Origin of the sequence: Nonomuraea sp. NPDC026600 (assembly GCF_040638335.1) — a bacterium.
GTDB lineage: Bacteria > Actinomycetota > Actinomycetes > Streptosporangiales > Streptosporangiaceae > Nonomuraea.
The window spans coordinates 82,429-99,584 of sequence record NZ_JBEZYD010000024.1 but is presented as its reverse complement, the minus strand read 5'-3'; the positions used below and the strand labels follow the sequence as shown (position 1 = coordinate 99,584).

Here is a 17,156-nt window from a genome sequence, read left to right as displayed (position 1 = left end):
TCAGACGTGGACCTTTCCCTTGATCTCCTCGTACTTCTTCGCGCCGATGCCGCTGACCTCGCGCAGTTGGTCGATGCTGGTGAAGCCGCCATGCGTGGTACGGAAGTCGGCGATGCGGGCCGCCAGGACCTCGCCCACACCGGGGAGTTGCTCCAGTTGGTCGGGGGTGGCCGAATTGAGGTCGAGTGTCGTGGTGGCGGGGTCGGCCTGGGTGGGGCCGGATGGGGCGCCTATGACGATCTGTTCGCCGTCTACCAGGCGTCTGGCCAGGTTGACCGAGGACATGGCGGTGCCGCGCAGGGGTCCGCCGGCGGCTGTCAGGGCGTCGGCCACCCTGGCTCCCATGGCGAGGGTGTAGAGGCCAGGCTTGTGGACCTTGCCGGTGATGTGGACGGTCACCTTGGCCGTGGGAGATGGGCTGGAGGGCACCGGTGGGCTGGGGATCGGGGCGGGGAGGGGCTCCGGGGTGGGTTGGGAGCGCCACGCGATCACGCCTGCCACCACCGCGGCCAGGACGGCCAGGGCTATCAGGATGCGCAGACCTGGCTTGCCGGGGTCTAGGGAGGCGGGGGGCCTGGTGGTGACGGCCTGGCGAAAGGCTTCGAACGAGGGTGGGATGGGGGCCCAACCTGGCCTCAAGGTCAGGTCGTGCGAGAGCGGGGGTGGGCCTGGTCCCAGGGGCGGGTCGTGTGGGGGCAGCGGGCGACCTGACGTCGGGGGCGGGTCGTGCGGGAGCAGCGGGCGACCTGACCCAAGGAGCGGATCGTGCGGGAGCAGCAGGCGGCCTGACCTCAAGGGTGGGTCGTGCGGGAGCGGGGGACGATCTGATCCCAGGGGCGACTCAGGCGGGAGCGGAGGCCGGCCTGACCTCCTGGGCGGGTCATGCGGGTTTTGGAGTGCGCCGCCGGGCAGGCTGGGGCTTGTGATCGACCGTAGGCGGGACTCGGCGATGGTCCGCTCGGCTGTCGCATCGTGGTTGCGCACGGCAGCGAAGGTACGAGACCGGCTGGGGCTCGCAGAGCGGTGAACGAGGTTCTGGGGATAGCCGATGCATGGCGAGCCAGCCTGTGGACAACATGGTGAGCGGCCCGGACGAAGAGGGGTCACGGCCGGTATGGCTTCTGAGCCGCCCGCGGACGTGAACCTCCGCCAGTGCGGGTAGCTCGGAGCAGCCGTGCGAGGTCGAAGACCGCTCGCGTGGGCGTCGAAGTGGGCGGATGGTCAGACGTCCGTTGGTCCTCGAAGTGAGCGAGTGATCAGACGTCCGTGGGAAGTACGGCTAGTCGGCGGAGGTGACCGTCAGTCCCAGCATCCCCGGCCCCACATGTACCCCGATAACCGCCCCAACCTCCACCACCCGCATCTCCACGATCCCGGGCAGCCGCTTGGCCAGTCGTTCCGCCAGCCCCTCCGCCCGTCCCAGCGCCCCCAGGTGCTGCACCGCCACCCGCACCCCCGCCTCGCCCTCCGCGGCCGCCACCGCCAGGTCCTCCAGCCGCGCGATGGCCCTGCCCGCGGTCCGTACCTTCTCCAGCAGCGAGACCCGTCCGTCCACAAGGTGCAGCAGGGGCTTGATCATCAGCGCCGACCCCACCAGCGAGGCCGCCGTCCCGATGCGCCCGCCTCGCCGCAGGTACTCCAGCGTGTCGGCGTAGAAGTACGTCCGGGTCCGCGCGGCGCACCGCCGGGCGGCGGCCGCCACCTCCGCGAGCGATCCACCCTCCGCGGCCGTACGGGCGGCGGCGAGCACCGGGTAGCCGAGCCCCATGGCGATCGACCGGCTGTCGATGACCTCGACCGGCACCGGGCACTCTGCAGCGGCCAGCAGCGCGGCGGAGGCCGTACCGGAGAACTCGCCCGACAGGTGGATCGAGACCACGCCCGACGCGCCGCCGGCCGCCAGCGACGAGTAGCACGAGGCGAAGCGCGCGGGTGCGGGTCTGGAGGTGGTCGCCGACGACAGGTCGCCGGTGAATAAGCCCTCGTCATACGACAAACCACCGGAAGTCACCTGTACAGGTACAAAAGCGACACCGGGCACCGGTGGTAGATAAGCGGTTGAATCCGTGACCACGAGCACCGATGGCGGCATAGTCCGAGATTAACTACTGAACCGGGGTTCCACCCCGCCAGACCCGGCGTGGCTTGAGGCCGAAGGACCAGGCGAAGGCGCCCTCGTGGTCGGCGTCCCACTGGACGATGTCGGCCAGGCGGCCGGGAGCCAGGACGCCGCGGTCGGGCGCGCCCAGCACGGTGGCGCCGCCGAGCGTGGCCGCCCGCAGCGCGTCGTTGACGCTCATCCCGAACGCCGACACCGCCATCGCGATGACCAGGGACATCGAGGTGATGCCGCAGTAGCCGGGGTTGTGGTCGCTGCCGAGGGCGATCTGCACACCGTGCTTGATCATCTGGCGGACCGGCGGCAGGTGGCCGCGCTGGAGCGCCGTCGCGGGGCAGACCACGGCGGGCACGCCGTAGCGGGACATGATCGCGATGTCCTCTTCGGACATGTGGTGCAGCCCGTCGGCGGAGGCGCAGCCGAGCTCGGCGGCCAGTTGGACGGCGCCGCGGCGGCTAAAGAGGCCGGCGTGGATGCGCGGCAGCAGGCCGACGTTGCGGCCCGAGGCGAGCACCCAGCGGGACTCCTCGGTGGTGAAGTGGCCCTCGTCGCAGTAGACGTCCACGCTGTCGGCACCGGCGGCGGCCGCGTCGGCGCACCAGGCGCCCACGGCCTCGACGTATTCGCGCTGCCGGCCGAAGTATTCCGGCGGCACCACGTGCGCCGCGAGGAAGGTGACGTGCACCCGCGGCATCATCGGCTCCTTCTCCAGCTCGCGCAGGAGCCGCACGTCGGCGAGCTCGCCGTCGCGGGTGAGGTGGTAGCCGGTCTTGGCCTCGACGGTCGTGGTGCCGCTGAGCAGCCAGCCGCGCAGCCGCTCGCGAACGCCGTTGCACAGGGTCCACGGGTCGGTGCCGCGGGTCACGGTGACGGTCGAGCCCACGCCGCCGCCCGCCGCGGTGATCGCCGACGAGGTGGAGCCGCCAGTGCGGATCGCCAGCTCGGCGTAGCGGTTGCCCGCGTAGACCGGGTGGGTGTGCGCGTCGATGAGGCCGGGCGTGACGAGTGCGCCACCCAGGTTTTCGACGTGGTCGACATCGACGATGTCGTCAACGACTCCGGGGACGCTCTGTGGCAGATCGGGCGCCCGCCCGACCCACGCGATCCGGTCGTTGTGTACGAGGATGGCCGCGTTGCTGAGAACCTCGTTGCCGGTCCAGAGGCGGCCGATATTGGTCAGAAGCCGAACGGTCACCGCATCACCGCCCCGCGGGATCCCCCAGGTGAGCACAGCACCCAGCAGCGCACGGCTGACGCCGCGCCCACTGAGTCGGCTCCGGGTCCGGACGACATGGGGGGTCTCCTGCTCTCATCCGCTATGGCTGTGCGGTGACCGTATCGCCGGACTCATGATCCGGCGATTTCAGTTCAGTTACGTTATTTCACAGGTGGGCTTGCTGTACAGGGTTATTCGGAAGAAAGCCCACTCTTCCCAACCGCCACTCGACCCCATCGAACCCCTGTGGCCCCCGCACGCGACCTCACTCACAGCAGCGATCATCCGAAACCCGCGCCATTAGTGTCGTAAGACTCGGCTTATCCTAGCAATCCCAGCGTTCAGGGACCACTGCCGCCTTTGGGCAGCCCTGCAGTGATTTTGGCGGAGCTGCCCGCTACGACCGCTAAGAGACGCGTTCGACCGGCTTACCGGCCCGCTCCAGCTCCTGGAACAGGCTCGGGAGCACGCGTGCGTGCAGGATCGTGCCGTCCGCCACGTGGTCCACCGAGAGCACTTCGCCCTCCTTGTGGGCCCGCGAGATCAGGTCGCTCCTGTCGTACGGCACCAGCAGCACGAACTCGTGGTCGAGCCTGGGCAGCTCGCGTTCGATGAGCGCCATCAACTCGGCGATGCCGGCGCCGGTGCGCGCCGAGACCACGATGCTGTCGCGCTCGCGCCTGGCGATGCGGTCCAGCACCTCCTGGTCGGCCGCGTCGGCCTTGTTGATCACCACGATCTCGGGAATGTCGGAGGCGCCCTCGATGTCGGCGAAGACCTCGCGTACGGCGGCGAGCTGACCTTCCGGGTCGGGGTGAGCGCCGTCGACCACGTGCAGGATCAGGTCGGCGTCGGCGACCTCCTCCAGAGTGGAGCGGAACGCCTCGATGAGCTGGTGCGGCAGGTGGCGGACGAAGCCGACGGTGTCGGCGATCGTGAACAGCCTGCCGTCAGGCGTGTGCGCCCGGCGTACGGTCGGGTCGAGGGTGGCGAACAGGGCGTCCTCCACCAGCACTCCCGCACCGGTGATGCGGTTGAGCAGGGAGGACTTGCCGGCGTTGGTGTAACCCGCGATCGCCACGGCCGGGACCTCGCGCCGGGAGCGCCGGTGGCGCATCGTGTCGCGCGAGGTGGACATGCCGCTGATCTGGCGCCGCAACTTGGCCATGCGCTCGCGGATGCGGCGCCGGTCCAGCTCGATCTTGGTCTCACCGGGGCCGCGGCCGCCGATGCCGACGCCGCCCGCGGCGCGTCCGCCTACCTGCCTGGACAGGTTGCCACCCCAGCCACGCAGGCGGGGCAGCAGGTATTGGAGCTGGGCCAGCTCGACCTGAGCCTTGCCCTCACGGCTCTTGGCGTGCTGCGCGAAGATGTCGAGGATCAGCGCGGTGCGGTCGATGACCTTCACCTTGACCGTCTCCTCCAACTGGCGGAGCTGGCCCGGGGCCAGCTCGCCGTCGCAGATCACGGTGTCGGCACCGGTCGAGTCGACCACGTCGCGGAGTTCGAGCGCCTTGCCCGAGCCGATGTACGTCGCCGGGTCGGGCTTCTGGCGGCGCTGGATGAGGCCCTCGAGGACCTCGGAGCCGGCCGTCTCGGCCAGGAGCTTGAGCTCCAGCAGGGAGTTTTCGGCGTCTTCCGCCGTGCCTGAGGTCCAGACGCCGACCAGGACGACCCGCTCAAGCCGCAGCTGCCGGTATTCGACCTCGGAGATGTCTTGAAGTTCGGTGGACAGGCCCGCCACGCGGCGTAGCGCCTGGCGCTCCTCGAGGTCCATCTCGCCGGTCTCGAACTCGTCGCGCGCGGAGTATTCGTGCATTCGTGTCATCTCTAATAGGCAACGTCTGAACACCGGAGTGTCTTCCCCGATGGTGACATGACATCCCTCGAGCCATCACCTGGTTATCCCGGCAACACGCTGGCGTCTCCCGAGCCCGTGGTCAGCGACACCTTGTGCGGGGAGGACGGGTCCTTCTTGACCGAAACCGTCGCCTCGCCCGATCCGACCTCGGTCTTCACATCATAGGCACCGTCCGGAACGTGCAGGATGGCCTCGCCGGAGCCGCTCTCCAGCTCGACGCTGTCGGGCACGACGGCGAACTTCACCTCGACGTCGCCGGAGCCGGCCTCAGCGTAGATCTTCTTGCCCCCGAGGCCGGTGGCGTCCACGTCGCCCGAGCCGGCGGACGCCTCGATCTGCCCGGTCAGCTGCCGCATCGTGATGTTGCCCGAGCCCGCGTCGGCGCCGATCTGGAGACCCTTGGGGACCTCGATCTTGTAGTCGATGCTGCAACTGCCCCAGTCCTTGTCGCAGTCGTAATACACCGAGAGCGTGTCGCCGTCGACCTTGTGCTGGGCCTTCGGCTTCTCGTTGCGCCACTGGATGGTCTCGGTGACCCGCACGGCCGTCCCGTCGTACTCCGTGATCACGGTGTCGCCGGACTCGTTCCTGACGTGCAGCTTGGCCACCTTGTCCGTGACCTGGTACGTGACGGTGTCCTGGTTGGTCGGGCCGGCGAGGCTCTTGAGCCCGCAGCCCGTCAGCAGCAGCGCCGAGGCGAGGAGGCCGCCCGCGATCACGATTGTCTTCATGCCGCAAATCCTCGCGTGCGCAGGCCCTGGCGCACATCGGGGTTTCCCCCCGAACCCCTCCCAGGGGAACCCCCACCTTTGACCCGGGACCACCCATGAAGTAGCTTCGCTTCCATAATCCAGAACTGATTTTCCACATCATGGAAGAAGGGGCTCATGGAGATCACCGGCCCGATGCTCGACCGGTTCGACGAGGTCCTCACGCCGCAGGCGCTCGCCTTCGTGGAGACCCTCCAGCGGGAGTACGACGCGACGCGCCAGGAGTTGCTGGAAGCCCGGCAGGTTCGGCAGGCGGAGCTGTCGGCGGGCGGCCGGCTCGACTTCCTGCCGGAGACCAAGGCGGTCAGGGAAGGCGACTGGAGCGTCGCGCCCCCGGCTCCCGGCCTCGAGGACCGCCGCGTCGAGATCACCGGCCCGGTCGACCGCAAGATGACGATCAACGCGCTCAACTCCGGCGCCAAGGTCTGGCTCGCCGACTTCGAGGACGCCAACTCCCCGCTCTGGGCGAACTGCGTCAGCGGCCACCTCAACCTGCGCGCCGCGCTCGACCGGACGATCGACTTCGAGACCGGCGGCAAGTCCTACGCGCTCAGGCCCGACGCCGAGCTGGCCACGATCGTGGTCCGGCCGCGCGGCTGGCACCTCGACGAGAAGCACGCCCTGGTGGACGGGCGGCCGGTGTCGGCCTCGCTGTTCGACTTCGGGCTCTACTTCTTCCACTGCGCCCAGCGGCAGCTCGACAAGGGCCGCGGCCCGTACTTCTACCTGCCCAAGATGGAGTCGCACCTGGAGGCGCGGCTCTGGAACGAGGTGTTCGTCCGCGCGCAGGACCTGCTGGGCATCCCGCAGGGGACGATCAGGGCGACGGTGCTGATCGAGACGTATCCGGCGGCGTTCGAGATGGAGGAGATCCTCTACGAGCTGCGCGAGCACTCGGCGGGGCTCAACGCGGGCCGCTGGGACTACCTGTTCAGCGTGATCAAGAAGTTCCGCACCAGGGGCCGCGAGTTCCTGCTGCCCGAGCGCAACGCGGTCACGATGACCGCGCCGTTCATGCGCGCCTACACCGAGCTGCTGGTGCGGACCTGCCACAAGCGCGGCGCGCACGCGATCGGGGGGATGGCGGCGTTCATCCCCTCGCGGCGCGATCCCGAGGTGAACGCGACGGCGCTGGAGAAGGTGCGCGCCGACAAGACGCGCGAGTCGGGCGACGGCTTCGACGGCTCCTGGGTGGCGCACCCCGACCTGGTGCCGATCTGCCGCGAGGTGTTCGACGGCGTGCTGGGCTCGCGGCCCAACCAGCTCGACCGGACGCGTGAGGAGGTCTCGGTCTCGGCCGCCGACCTGCTGGCGGTCTCCGAGACGCCGGGCGTGATCACCGAGGCCGGGCTGCGCGGCAACGTGGACGTGGCGCTGCGCTACCTGGCCGCCTGGATGGGCGGGCTCGGGGCGGTGGCGATCCACAACCTCATGGAGGACGCGGCCACGGCGGAGATCTCCCGCTCGCAGATCTGGCAGTGGATCCACAACGACATCACGCTGTCCGACACGGGCGCGACGGTGACGAAGGAGCTGGTCGAGCAGATCATCTCGGAGGAGCTGGCGAAGATCGCGGCCGAGCCCGGCTACGACGAGCCGCTGTACGAGCAGGCCACGGCGCTGTTCAAGGAGGTCGCGCTGGACGACGACTTCGCCGAGTTCCTGACGCTCCCCGCGTACGCCCGCATGCCGTAAAGAATGATGATATTTCCGGTTATATCTGGTGCGTCAGCGCCGGATATAACCGGAAAGGTGGTGCGATCATCCAGATATGACCAAGGATGGCGGATAGAGAGCAAGGGTGGCCGAAAGAAGGGGGGCGCCATGGTCGGCAAGCCGCTCGTCGAGCTGACGGCCGCGCTGCACACGCTGCTGCCCGCCGACTCGGTGATCACTGACCCGGTACGCCTGCGCACCTACGAGTGCGACGGCCTGACCTACCACCGGGCCACGCCGGGCGTGGTCGTGCTGCCGGAGACCGCCGAACAGATCTCCGGGGTGGTCCGCGCCTGCAACGACTTCGGGGTGCCGTTCGTGGCCCGCGGCTCCGGCACCGGGCTGTCGGGCGGGGCGCTCCCCCGCGAGGACGGCGTCCTGATCGTCACCTCCAAGATGCGCCGCGTCCTGGAGATCGACCTGCCCAACCGCAGGGCCGTCGTCGAGCCGGGCGTCACGAACCTGGCGATCACCGAAGCCGTCCGCGACCAGGGCTACTACTACGCCCCCGACCCGTCCAGCCAGCAGATCTGCTCGATCGGCGGCAACGTGGCGGAGAACTCCGGCGGCGCCCACTGCCTCAAATACGGCTTCACGGTCAACCACATCGAAGCCTGCGAGATCGTCACCCCTGACGGCGACCTGGTGACGCTCGACCGCATGGACCCCGGCTACGACCTGCTCGGCGCGTTCATCGGCTCCGAGGGCACGCTGGGCATAGCGACCAAGATCACGGTACGCCTGAGCCGTACCCCCGAGTCCGTCGTCACCGTGCTGGCCGCGTTCGAGAGCATCGAGCAGGGCGGGCAGGCCGTGTCGGCGATCATCGGCGCGGGCATCGTGCCGGCCGCGATCGAGATGATGGACGCGCTGTCCATCGAGGCGGCCGAGGCGGCGGTGGCCTGCTCCTATCCCGAGGGTGCGGGCGCGGTGCTGATCGTCGAGCTCGACGGGCCGGGGCAGGAGGTCGTCCGGCAGTTCGAGCGGCTTCAGGAGATCTGCTCGGGGGCGTTCGAGCTGCGGGTGGCCGACGACCCGGCCGAGCGGGCGGCGATCTGGCGGGGCCGCAAGTCGGCGTTCGCGGCCGTCGGCCGGATCAGCCCGGCCTACATCGTGCAGGACGGCGTGGTGCCCCGCACCTCGCTGCCCAAGGTGCTGGCCGCCATCGACCGGCTGTCGCAGGAGTACGGGATCAGGGTGGCCAACGTCTTCCACGCGGGCGACGGCAACCTGCATCCGCTGGTGCTGTTCGACGACGCGGAGCCGGGCGCGGGCGAACGTGCCGAGGTGGTCTCCGGCGCGATCCTCGACCTGTGCATCGAGCACGGCGGGTCGATCACCGGTGAGCACGGGGTGGGCGCGGACAAGGCGAAGTACATGCCGAAGATGTTCTCGGCGGACGATCTCGACACCATGCAGCTCGTCCGCTGCGCCTTCGACCCGAAGAACCTGTCGAACCCGGGCAAGATCTTCCCCACGCCGCGGCTGTGCGGGGAGGTGCCCGGGGTGCGCAAGGGCGTCCATCCGCTGGTCGCCTCGGGGCAGGCGGAGCAGTTCTGATGGAGTGGCTGGAGAAAACCGGCGTGACGGTCAGGGAGGCCGGGCCGGACGACGCCGTCGGCGGGGTGCGCCCGAGCGTGGTGGCGCTGCCCGAGTCGGTCGAGGAGATCTCGGCCGTGCTGCGGGCCTGCGCCGAGCACGATCTGGCGGTCGTGCCCGCGGGCGGCGGCACCAAACTGCACTGGGGCGCGCCGCCCGAACGGTGTGACGTGCTGCTCGACCTGTGCTGCCTGAACGAGGTCATCGAGCACGCCGCGGGCGACCTCGTGGTGAAGGCCCAGGCCGGGGTGACGATGGACGCGCTGGCGGACGCGCTCGCCGCGCAGGGCCAGGAGCTGGCGCTGGACGTGCCGTTCGCCGAGGGCGCGACGGTCGGCGGCACGCTGGCCGCCGCGACGGCCGGGCCGCGCGCCTTCCGCTACGGTACGGCCCGCGACCTGCTCATCGGCATCACCGTCGTGCTGCCGGACGGGACCGTGGCCAAGTCGGGCGGCCGGGTGGTCAAGAACGTCGCGGGCTACGACCTGGGCAAGCTGTTCACCGGCTCGTACGGCACGCTGGGCGTCATCGCCGAGGCCACGTTCCGGCTGCACCCGCTGCCCGCCGACCGGCGCTATGTCGTGGCCGGGTTCGAGTCGCGCGAGCACGTCCAGGAGGTGGCCGCGCTGCTCGCCACGGCGCAGGCCGAGCCGAGCGCGGTCGAGCTCGACTGGCCCGGCGGGGACGCGCCGTGCACGCTGGCCGTGCTGGTCGAGGGCTCGGCCGCCGGGCAGCGGGCGGAGGCGCTGCGCGAGGCGATGGGCGCGGGCACCGTCACGGACGAGGCACCGGCCTGGTGGGGGCTGATCACGGACGACGAGGTCCTGCTTGAGCTGCGCTTCCCGCCCGCGCGGGCGGGCGAGGTCCTGGAGGCGGTACGCGGCACCGGGTTCGCGCTGCGCGGCTCGCCCGTCGCGGGCCGGGTCCGGCTGGAGCTCGGGACCGAGCTCGCGGGCGCCATAGGCGACACGAGCATCGTGGCCGCGGAGGGCGACACGGGCACGGGCTTGGCGGGTGTCGTGTCCGGTCTGCGGGAGCGCCTGGCGCCGCTGGGCGGCCGGGTGACCGTGCTGGCCGCGCCGGACGAGAATGTGGACCGGTGGGGACCGGTGAGCGCGCTGCCGCTGATGCGGCGGGTCAAGGAACGGTTCGACCCGGGGCGCAGGATGTCTCCCGGCCGGTTCGTGGGAGGCATCTGACATGACGTCCGGCATCGACCCCAAGCTGATCAACGACTGCGTGCACTGCGGTTTCTGCCTGCCCACCTGCCCGACGTACGTGCTGTGGGGCGAGGAGATGGACTCGCCGCGCGGCCGGATCCACCTGATGAAGCAGCACGTCGAGGGCACCCCGGTGACGCCGGAGATGGCCGGGCACTTCGACGCCTGCCTCGGCTGCATGGCGTGCGTCACCGCCTGCCCGTCGGGCGTCCAGTACGACCAGTTGATCGAGCAGACCCGGGCCGAGGTCGAGCGGGTGCACGTGCGCGACCCGCGCGAGCGGGCGGTCAGGGAGATCGTGTTCAGCCTGTTCCCCTACCCGCGCAGGCTGCGGCTGCTGCGCCCCGGGATGTGGTTGGCCGAGCGGATGGCGCCGTTCCTGGAGCGGGTGCATCCCAGTCTCGGGGCGTTGGCCGGGCTGGCGCCCAAGGCCGGGCGGCGGCAGCGGCTGCCGCGGCTGGTCCGGGCCAGGGGGCCGCGCCGGGCCGTGGTCGGCATGCTCACCGGGTGCGTGCAGGGCGAGTTCTTCCCGCAGGTCAACGCGGCCACCGCGCGGGTGCTCGCGCTGGAGGGCTGCGACGTGGTCATCCCGCCCGGACAGGGCTGCTGCGGGGCGCTGAGCGTGCACTCGGGGCGCGAGGAGCAGGCCAGGCGGCTCGCGCGGCGCACGGTCAGGACGTTCACCCGGGCCGGCGTGGACACGGTCGTGGTCAACGCGGCCGGGTGCGGGTCGTCGATGAAGGAGTACGGCCGGCTGCTGGGCAGGGAGCCGGGGTTCCGGGTGCTGGACCTGTCGGAATACCTCGCCGAGCTGGGACCGGTGGCGGACCGGCATCCGCTGCCCGTCACGGTGGCCTATCACGACGCCTGCCACCTGGCCCACGCGCAGGGGATCCGGGCCCAGCCGCGCGAGCTGCTCAAGGCGATCCCGGGGCTGGACCTGCGCGAGGTGCCGGAGTCGGCCATCTGCTGCGGTTCGGCGGGCACGTACAACATCTTCCAGCCCGAGGCGGCCCGCGACCTGGGCGACAGGAAGGCCAAGTCGGTGGCCTCGACGGGCGCGGAGCTGCTGGTGTCGGCCAATCCTGGCTGCACGATGCAGATAGCCGCCGCGATGCGGCGAGGTGGCGCGGAGATCAGGGTGGCGCACACGGCCGAGGTGCTGGACGCGTCGCTGCGCGGAGTGTCCCTTTGACCGGACGGGGGTTGTGCGGGTGAGCGTGCAGTCGGTCGAGCGGGCGCTCGACGTGCTGGAGGCGCTGGCCGAGCACGGTGGTGAGGCGGGGCTGTCGGAGATCGCGGCCAAGACCGGGCTGCCGTTCGGGACGATCCACCGGCTGCTGCAGACGCTTCTGGCCCGCGGCTACGTACGCCAGGAGTCGGACCGGCGCTACGCGCTGGGCGGCGGCCTGGTGCGGCTGGGTGGCATCGCCGAGAGCATGGTCGGCGTGTGGGCGCGGCCATACCTGTCGAAGCTGGTGACGCTGTCGGGAGAGACGGCGAACCTGGCGGTGCTGGAGGGCGACTTCATCGTCTACGTGGCACAGGTGCCCTCGCCGCGCAGGCTGCGGATGTTCGCGGAGGTCGGCAGGCGGGTGCTGCCGCACAGCACGGCCGTGGGCAAGGTGCTGCTGGCGGGGCGGCCGGCCGATGAGGCGGTCGCGGTGTTCGTACGGACCGGCATGCCGCGCCGCACCCCGAACACGATCACCGACACCGACGGCATGCTCACCGAGCTCGGCCTGGTCAGGGACCGGGGTTATGCGATGGACCTGGGCGAGGAGGAGCTCGGCGTGCACTGCCTGGCCGTGCCCGTGCACGACGGGAACCGGGTGGTGGCCGCCATGTCGGTGTCGGGCCCGGCGGAGCGGATCGACGCCCTCGACCGGGACGAGCTGGCCGCGGCCATGCGGAAGCTCGCGCTCGACTTCGGCGCCGAGCTCAGCCCGGTGGCCGGCGCGGGCTGAAGATCGCTCTGTCACGCTATGAGCAACAGCCCCGTTCAACCGATCGCATCGCCTATTACCGTTGACCGCATGTGTAGAAGCATCAAGACCCTGCGCCCGCCGTACACCGAGGACGTGACGGAAGACGACGTACGGGCGGCGGCGCTGCAGTACGTACGCAAGATCTCCGGCTTCCGCGCGCCCGCCGCGCACAACGCCGAGGCGTTCGACCGGGCGGTCGAGACGATCACCCGGGCGTCGGAGGAGTTGCTGGCGGCGCTACAGGTTCGCGGCGGACGTTGACACGATCCCTCAGTGGAGGGAGTGTCCCCGGTGTAACCGCATCGATCGCCAGGGGGCATCCCATGATCAGTGGGCTGTATCAGGGTAGGGACGGGGACTCGCGCCTCGAACTCCGGGTTGACGTCGACGGGGCGCGGCCCACCGGGAGGGTGAGCGGAGATCTGTTCTCCGTGGCCGGCGCGACCACGTCATACGCCGGCTCGTTCGTGGTGAACACGGCCTCGGCGAGGGCCGAGGGCGCCGGGACGAAGATCACGGGGCGCGGGGCGTTCTCGTTCGACACCCCGGCGAAGGACGTGACGGTCACGATCAGCGGCACGGTGGGCACCGCCAAGATCGCCGGCCAGACCTACGAGCTGACGTTCTCCGGTCGCCACTTCCGTACCGTGCTCCTGGAACAGGACTCGGTGGCGGGCACCCAACCGTTCGAGAAGTACCAGACCGGGACGCTGCCCGGCCCGACGGGCTCGCCGGCGAGGGAGCTGAGCGTGGCCGCCGCCTACGACGAGGCGGGGATCCGCCTGACCGTCAACCCGCCCGGGGTGATCCCGGTCGACGGGTCGGGCGCGGACCTGGCGTGGGACGACGCCGAGCTGCATCACGCGATGACGCAGCAGTTCAGCGCGTTCGGGCAGGCTCCGGCCTGGCGGGTGTGGCTGCTGGTGGCCAGCAAGCACGTGGGCGGTTACCGGGGCATCATGTTCGACTACGACGACGCGCACCAGCGGCAGGGGTCCGCGGTCTTCTACGACGCGATCAAGGGCGACACCCCGCAGGCGCAGCGGGCGCAACTGCGCACGTACGTGCACGAACTCGGCCACGCCTTCAACCTGCTGCACTCGTGGCAGAAGAACCTGGCCAATCCACCCCAGCCGCTCGGCCCGAACGGCGGCTTCGGCGACCTGTCCTGGATGAACTACGTCCAGAACTACCAACCCGGCGGCGAGCAGGGCTACTGGACCGCCTTCCCCTTCCAGTTCACCGACTCCGAGCTCGTCCACCTCCGTCACGGTTTCTACCGGGAGGTGGCCATGGGCGCGAACGCCTTCGGCACGGGCGCCGCCGACATCGCGCCCTTCGAACAGCCGATCGTGGACCGGTCGGGGCTGCTGCTCGAACTGCGGGCCAAGGAGTCGTTCGGCTTCGGCGAGCCCGTCGTGGTGGAGCTGAAGCTGTCCACGACCGGCGAGCCGCGCACCACGCACGGCCACCTCCATCCCGACACCGAGTTCACCCAGATCACCATCACCCAGCCGACCGGCCGAACCGTGCTGTACCGGCCGATGATGCGGCACTGCGTCGACGCCTCACCCGACATCCGGCTCGACTCGGGCAACCCGGCCATGTACCGGAGCGCGTACATCGGGCACGGCCGCGACGGGCACTTCTTCCAGCAGCCCGGCGAATACCAGGTGCGCGCCCAGTACATCGCCGCCGACGGCTCCCGCATCGTCTCCTCCGCCTGCCTGGTCAAGGTCCGTTACCCGGTCGGCGCGGACGACCACCGGGTGGCCGAGCTGATGCTGGGCGACGAGCAGGGCAAGCTGTTCTCACTGCTCGGCTCCGACTCGCCGACGCTGAGCTCGGGCAACCGGGCGCTGGACGAGGTGATCGGCAGGTACGGCGGTCACCCGCTGGCCGTCTACGCCCGCATGGTCAAGGGACTCAACGCCGAGCGGGAGTTCAAGGCGATCACCACCGACAAGCAGGTACAGGTCCGGCCACCGGACCTCAAGCAGGGCATCGAGCAGCTCACCGCAGTGGCCCGTGACGCCAGCGTCGACAACATCACCCTGAACATGGTGATGCGCCGCCTGGCCAGAGCCGAGGCCCGGCAGGGCGACCTGGAACGGGCCAACGCGGTGATGGACAAGATGGTCGCCCTGTTCCAGTCCAAGGGGGTCAACCAGATCATCATGGGGCAGATCAGACAGCAGGCCGAGCTCACGAAGGCGGCGCTCAGCGCGGAAGCGTGATCGGCTGGTCGCCCGAGCAGCCGATCCGCACGTCGACGTCCCCGCCCTCGTCCTCGTCGGCCTCGAACTCGACCATGGCCTGCTGCCGGGGGCCCGGGTCGACGTCGTCGACGGAGTAGCCCTGGGCGGGGCTCCACGACCGCAGCGTCACCAGGCCGCCCGCGCAGGAGGCGATCACGGTGCCGCCGGCCGTGCGGATGAACCCGCCACCGCGCGGGCTCGCGGAAGCGGCCGGAGCGGCGGTCCCGGGCGCCCGTACGGTGGCGGTGGAGAGGGCGGCGCGGATCTCGCCCTGGCTCAGCACCCGCCCGGACGTGCCGGTGAGCACGCCGCCGAGCAGCCCGAGCACCGCCACGGCCGCACCGGTCGCGGCGAGCGCGGTGGCGGCCCAGGCCAGCACGAATCGCTTCACCACTCCACCTTCCCCCGTCTCCGGATAAGGCCGGGTTAACGCCACGATAAGGCGACCCTCCCCATCTCCTGACACCGTCTACCGTTGCCCTATATGGCTGACATCCTGCTCATCGAGGACGACGTGGCGATCCGCACGGCGCTGAGCCGCGGGCTGCGGGAGCTCGGCCACGCCGTCTCCTCCTCCCCCACGGCCCTCGACGGGTTGAGGCTGGCCGTCGAAGGCCGGCCCGACCTGATCGTGCTCGACCTGGGGCTGCCCGATCTCGACGGTGTGGACCTGCTGCGCATGCTGCGCGCGGTGAGCCGGGTACCGGTGATCGTCGCCACCGCCCGTGACGGGGACGCCGAGATGGTGCCGGTGCTCGACGCGGGCGCCGACGACTACGTGGTGAAGCCGTACAGCTCCGCGCAGCTCGACGCCCGGATCAGAGCCGTGCTGCGCCGCGCGGGCGAGACCGCGCCCGAGCCGCTGGAGGTCGGCGCGCTGCGCGTCGACCCGCGCGCGCGGGTGGCCACGCTCGGCGGCGAGGCGCTGGACCTGACGCCGCGCGAGTTCGACGTGCTGTGTTACCTCGCCGCCCGGCCCGGAGAGGTGGTCACCAAGCGGGAGTTGCTGACCGAGGTGTGGCAGCTCCCGTACGGCGGGGCGGACAAGACCGTCGACGTGCACCTGTCGTGGCTGCGCAGGAAGCTCGGCGAGACCGCCGCCGAACCGCGTTACCTGCACACGGTGCGCGGCGTCGGGGTCAAGCTGGTCGGACCGTCGTGAGGCGCTGGCTGGCGCTGCTGGTGGCCGCGACCACCTCGGTCGTGCTGATCGCGCTGCTGGTGCCGATGGCGCTGCTGATCCGCTCCGTGGCGGCGAACGGCGCCATGAACCGCGCCACCGCCGCCGCCGAGTCGGTCGCCGTCGCGGTCGGCACGCCCGACCTGGAGCTGGCGGTGGCGCAGGTCTCCCGCCCCGTGACGGTGTTCCTGCCCGACGGGCGGACGCTCGGCCCGGCCGCACCCCGCTCCGACGCGGTACGGCTGGCCGCGACCGGCCGCAGCGTCACCGCCGAGGCGCCGGGCGGCAGGGAGGTGCTCGTCTCGGTGCGTTCACCGGAGGGCACGGTGGTGATCAGGGCGTTCGTGGACGACGCGGAACTGCTGCGCGGGGTCCGCGAGGCGTGGCTGGCGCTGCTGCTGCTCGGCCTGGCACTGATGGTGCTGGGCATCGTCCTGGCCGACCGGCTGGCACTCGCGGTCACCAGGCCGGTCGACGGGCTGGCCAAGGTCTCGCACCGGCTGGCCGGTGGCGACCTGGCCGCGCGGGCGGAGCCGGGCGGCCCGCCGGAGGTGCGGTCGGTGGCGCTCGCGCTGAACCACCTGGCCGGGCGGATCGACGACCTGCTGGCGGCCGAGCGGGAGTCGGTGGCGGACCTGTCACACCGGCTCCGCACGCCCCTGACCGCTCTCAGGCTGGACGTGGAGTCGCTGCACGATCTCGACGCGGAACGCGTCGGAGCCCGTGTGGACGCACTGGAGCGGGCCGTGAGCGCGGTCATCACCGACGCCCGCCGCCGCGCCGCCGACCGGGAGGGGTGCGACGCGACGGCGGTGGTACGGGAGCGGGTGCGGTTCTGGTCGGTGCTCGCGGAGGACCAGGGACGGGCCGTCGAGGTGGACCTGCCGCCCGGCCCGCTCCCCGTGGCGGTCCGCGCGGAGGAACTCGCCGCCTGCGTGGACGCGCTGCTCGGCAACGTGTTCGCGCACACTCCCGAGGGAGTCGCCCTGTCCGTACGGCTGGCGGCCCGCCCTCCCGGAGCCGTGCTGACCGTCGCCGACGAGGGCCCCGGCTTCGACCGGGCGCTCCTGGAGCGGGGCAGCAGCGCGGGCGGATCCACCGGGCTCGGTCTGGACATCGCGCGGCGTACGGCCGAGGACGCGGGCGGGCGGCTGTCCGTCTCCTCCCCGTCCGGGGGCGGAGCGACGGTGGAGGTGACGTTAACCGGGGCTTAGCGCGGTCTTACCGGT

15 protein-coding genes are annotated in these 17,156 nt (G+C 70.9%); 9 read left to right on the top strand and 6 right to left on the bottom strand.

Annotation, left to right across the window (positions count from 1 at the left end):
• The 5 genes from AB0F17_RS41085 to AB0F17_RS41065 all read right to left on the bottom strand — a co-directional run bounded on the left by AB0F17_RS41085 (position 1) and on the right by AB0F17_RS41065 (position 5,927).
• Positions 1–639: a ComEA family DNA-binding protein gene (locus tag AB0F17_RS41085; RefSeq protein ID WP_358034612.1), complete on the bottom strand. Its 639-nt coding sequence runs from the start codon at positions 637–639 to the stop codon at positions 1–3.
• 640 nt (positions 640–1,279) lie between these two features.
• Positions 1,280–2,092, bottom strand: a complete 813-nt coding sequence (locus AB0F17_RS41080; RefSeq protein WP_358034609.1) for a DegV family protein — start codon at positions 2,090–2,092, stop codon at positions 1,280–1,282.
• 13 nt (positions 2,093–2,105) lie between these two features.
• The gene (gene hutI, locus AB0F17_RS41075; RefSeq protein ID WP_219527611.1) at positions 2,106–3,314 is read right to left on the bottom strand and encodes an imidazolonepropionase; all 1,209 of its coding nucleotides are present in this window, start codon (positions 3,312–3,314) and stop codon (positions 2,106–2,108) included.
• A gap of 427 nt (positions 3,315–3,741) precedes the next feature.
• Positions 3,742–5,154: a GTPase HflX gene (hflX, locus tag AB0F17_RS41070; protein ID WP_358034840.1), complete on the bottom strand. Its 1,413-nt coding sequence runs from the start codon at positions 5,152–5,154 to the stop codon at positions 3,742–3,744.
• A gap of 83 nt (positions 5,155–5,237) precedes the next feature.
• Positions 5,238–5,927, bottom strand: a complete 690-nt coding sequence (locus tag AB0F17_RS41065; RefSeq protein ID WP_358034606.1) for a DUF4097 family beta strand repeat-containing protein — start codon at positions 5,925–5,927, stop codon at positions 5,238–5,240.
• A 156-nt stretch (positions 5,928–6,083) separates the two neighbouring features.
• Here AB0F17_RS41065 and aceB point away from each other — a divergent pair, with 156 nt between their 5' ends.
• From aceB to AB0F17_RS41030, 7 genes are all read left to right on the top strand, one after another.
• Positions 6,084–7,661, top strand: a complete 1,578-nt coding sequence (gene aceB / locus AB0F17_RS41060) for a malate synthase A (RefSeq protein ID WP_358034602.1) — start codon at positions 6,084–6,086, stop codon at positions 7,659–7,661.
• A 129-nt stretch (positions 7,662–7,790) separates the two neighbouring features.
• On the top strand, positions 7,791–9,242 hold the full coding sequence (locus tag AB0F17_RS41055) for an FAD-linked oxidase C-terminal domain-containing protein (protein ID WP_358034599.1): 1,452 nt from the start codon (positions 7,791–7,793) through the stop codon (positions 9,240–9,242).
• Complete coding sequence (locus AB0F17_RS41050) at positions 9,242–10,480, top strand: FAD-binding oxidoreductase (protein WP_358034595.1); 1,239 nt, start codon at positions 9,242–9,244, stop codon at positions 10,478–10,480. The genes AB0F17_RS41055 and AB0F17_RS41050 overlap by 1 nt, the downstream gene beginning before the upstream one ends.
• A gap of 1 nt (position 10,481) precedes the next feature.
• Entirely contained in the window at positions 10,482–11,696 is a 1,215-nt protein-coding gene (locus AB0F17_RS41045) for a heterodisulfide reductase-related iron-sulfur binding cluster (RefSeq protein ID WP_358034591.1), read from the top strand.
• Positions 11,697–11,715: 19 nt separating this feature from the next.
• Positions 11,716–12,468 (top strand): IclR family transcriptional regulator, encoded by a 753-nt coding sequence (locus AB0F17_RS41040; RefSeq protein WP_358034589.1) that lies wholly within the window; start codon positions 11,716–11,718, stop codon positions 12,466–12,468.
• 69 nt (positions 12,469–12,537) lie between these two features.
• A complete protein-coding gene (locus AB0F17_RS41035) occupies positions 12,538–12,750 on the top strand; it encodes a DUF2277 domain-containing protein (protein ID WP_214638472.1) in 213 nt (70 codons plus the stop codon).
• A 62-nt stretch (positions 12,751–12,812) separates the two neighbouring features.
• Positions 12,813–14,726 carry a hypothetical protein gene (locus AB0F17_RS41030; protein WP_358034587.1) on the top strand — a complete coding sequence of 638 codons (1,914 nt, stop codon included), beginning with the start codon at positions 12,813–12,815 and terminating at the stop codon, positions 14,724–14,726.
• Here AB0F17_RS41030 and AB0F17_RS41025 read toward each other — a convergent pair.
• Positions 14,710–15,138 carry a hypothetical protein gene (locus AB0F17_RS41025; protein ID WP_358034584.1) on the bottom strand — a complete coding sequence of 143 codons (429 nt, stop codon included), beginning with the start codon at positions 15,136–15,138 and terminating at the stop codon, positions 14,710–14,712. The genes AB0F17_RS41030 and AB0F17_RS41025 overlap by 17 nt on opposite strands.
• Positions 15,139–15,231: 93 nt before the next feature.
• Here AB0F17_RS41025 and AB0F17_RS41020 point away from each other — a divergent pair, with 93 nt between their 5' ends.
• Together AB0F17_RS41020 and AB0F17_RS41015 are read left to right on the top strand one after the other, a co-directional pair.
• Entirely contained in the window at positions 15,232–15,909 is a 678-nt protein-coding gene (locus AB0F17_RS41020; protein WP_358034581.1) for a response regulator transcription factor, read from the top strand.
• Positions 15,906–17,141: a HAMP domain-containing sensor histidine kinase gene (locus tag AB0F17_RS41015; RefSeq protein ID WP_358034578.1), complete on the top strand. Its 1,236-nt coding sequence runs from the start codon at positions 15,906–15,908 to the stop codon at positions 17,139–17,141. Before AB0F17_RS41020 ends, AB0F17_RS41015 begins: the two co-directional genes overlap by 4 nt.
• The last annotated feature ends 15 nt before the right edge of the window (positions 17,142–17,156 follow it).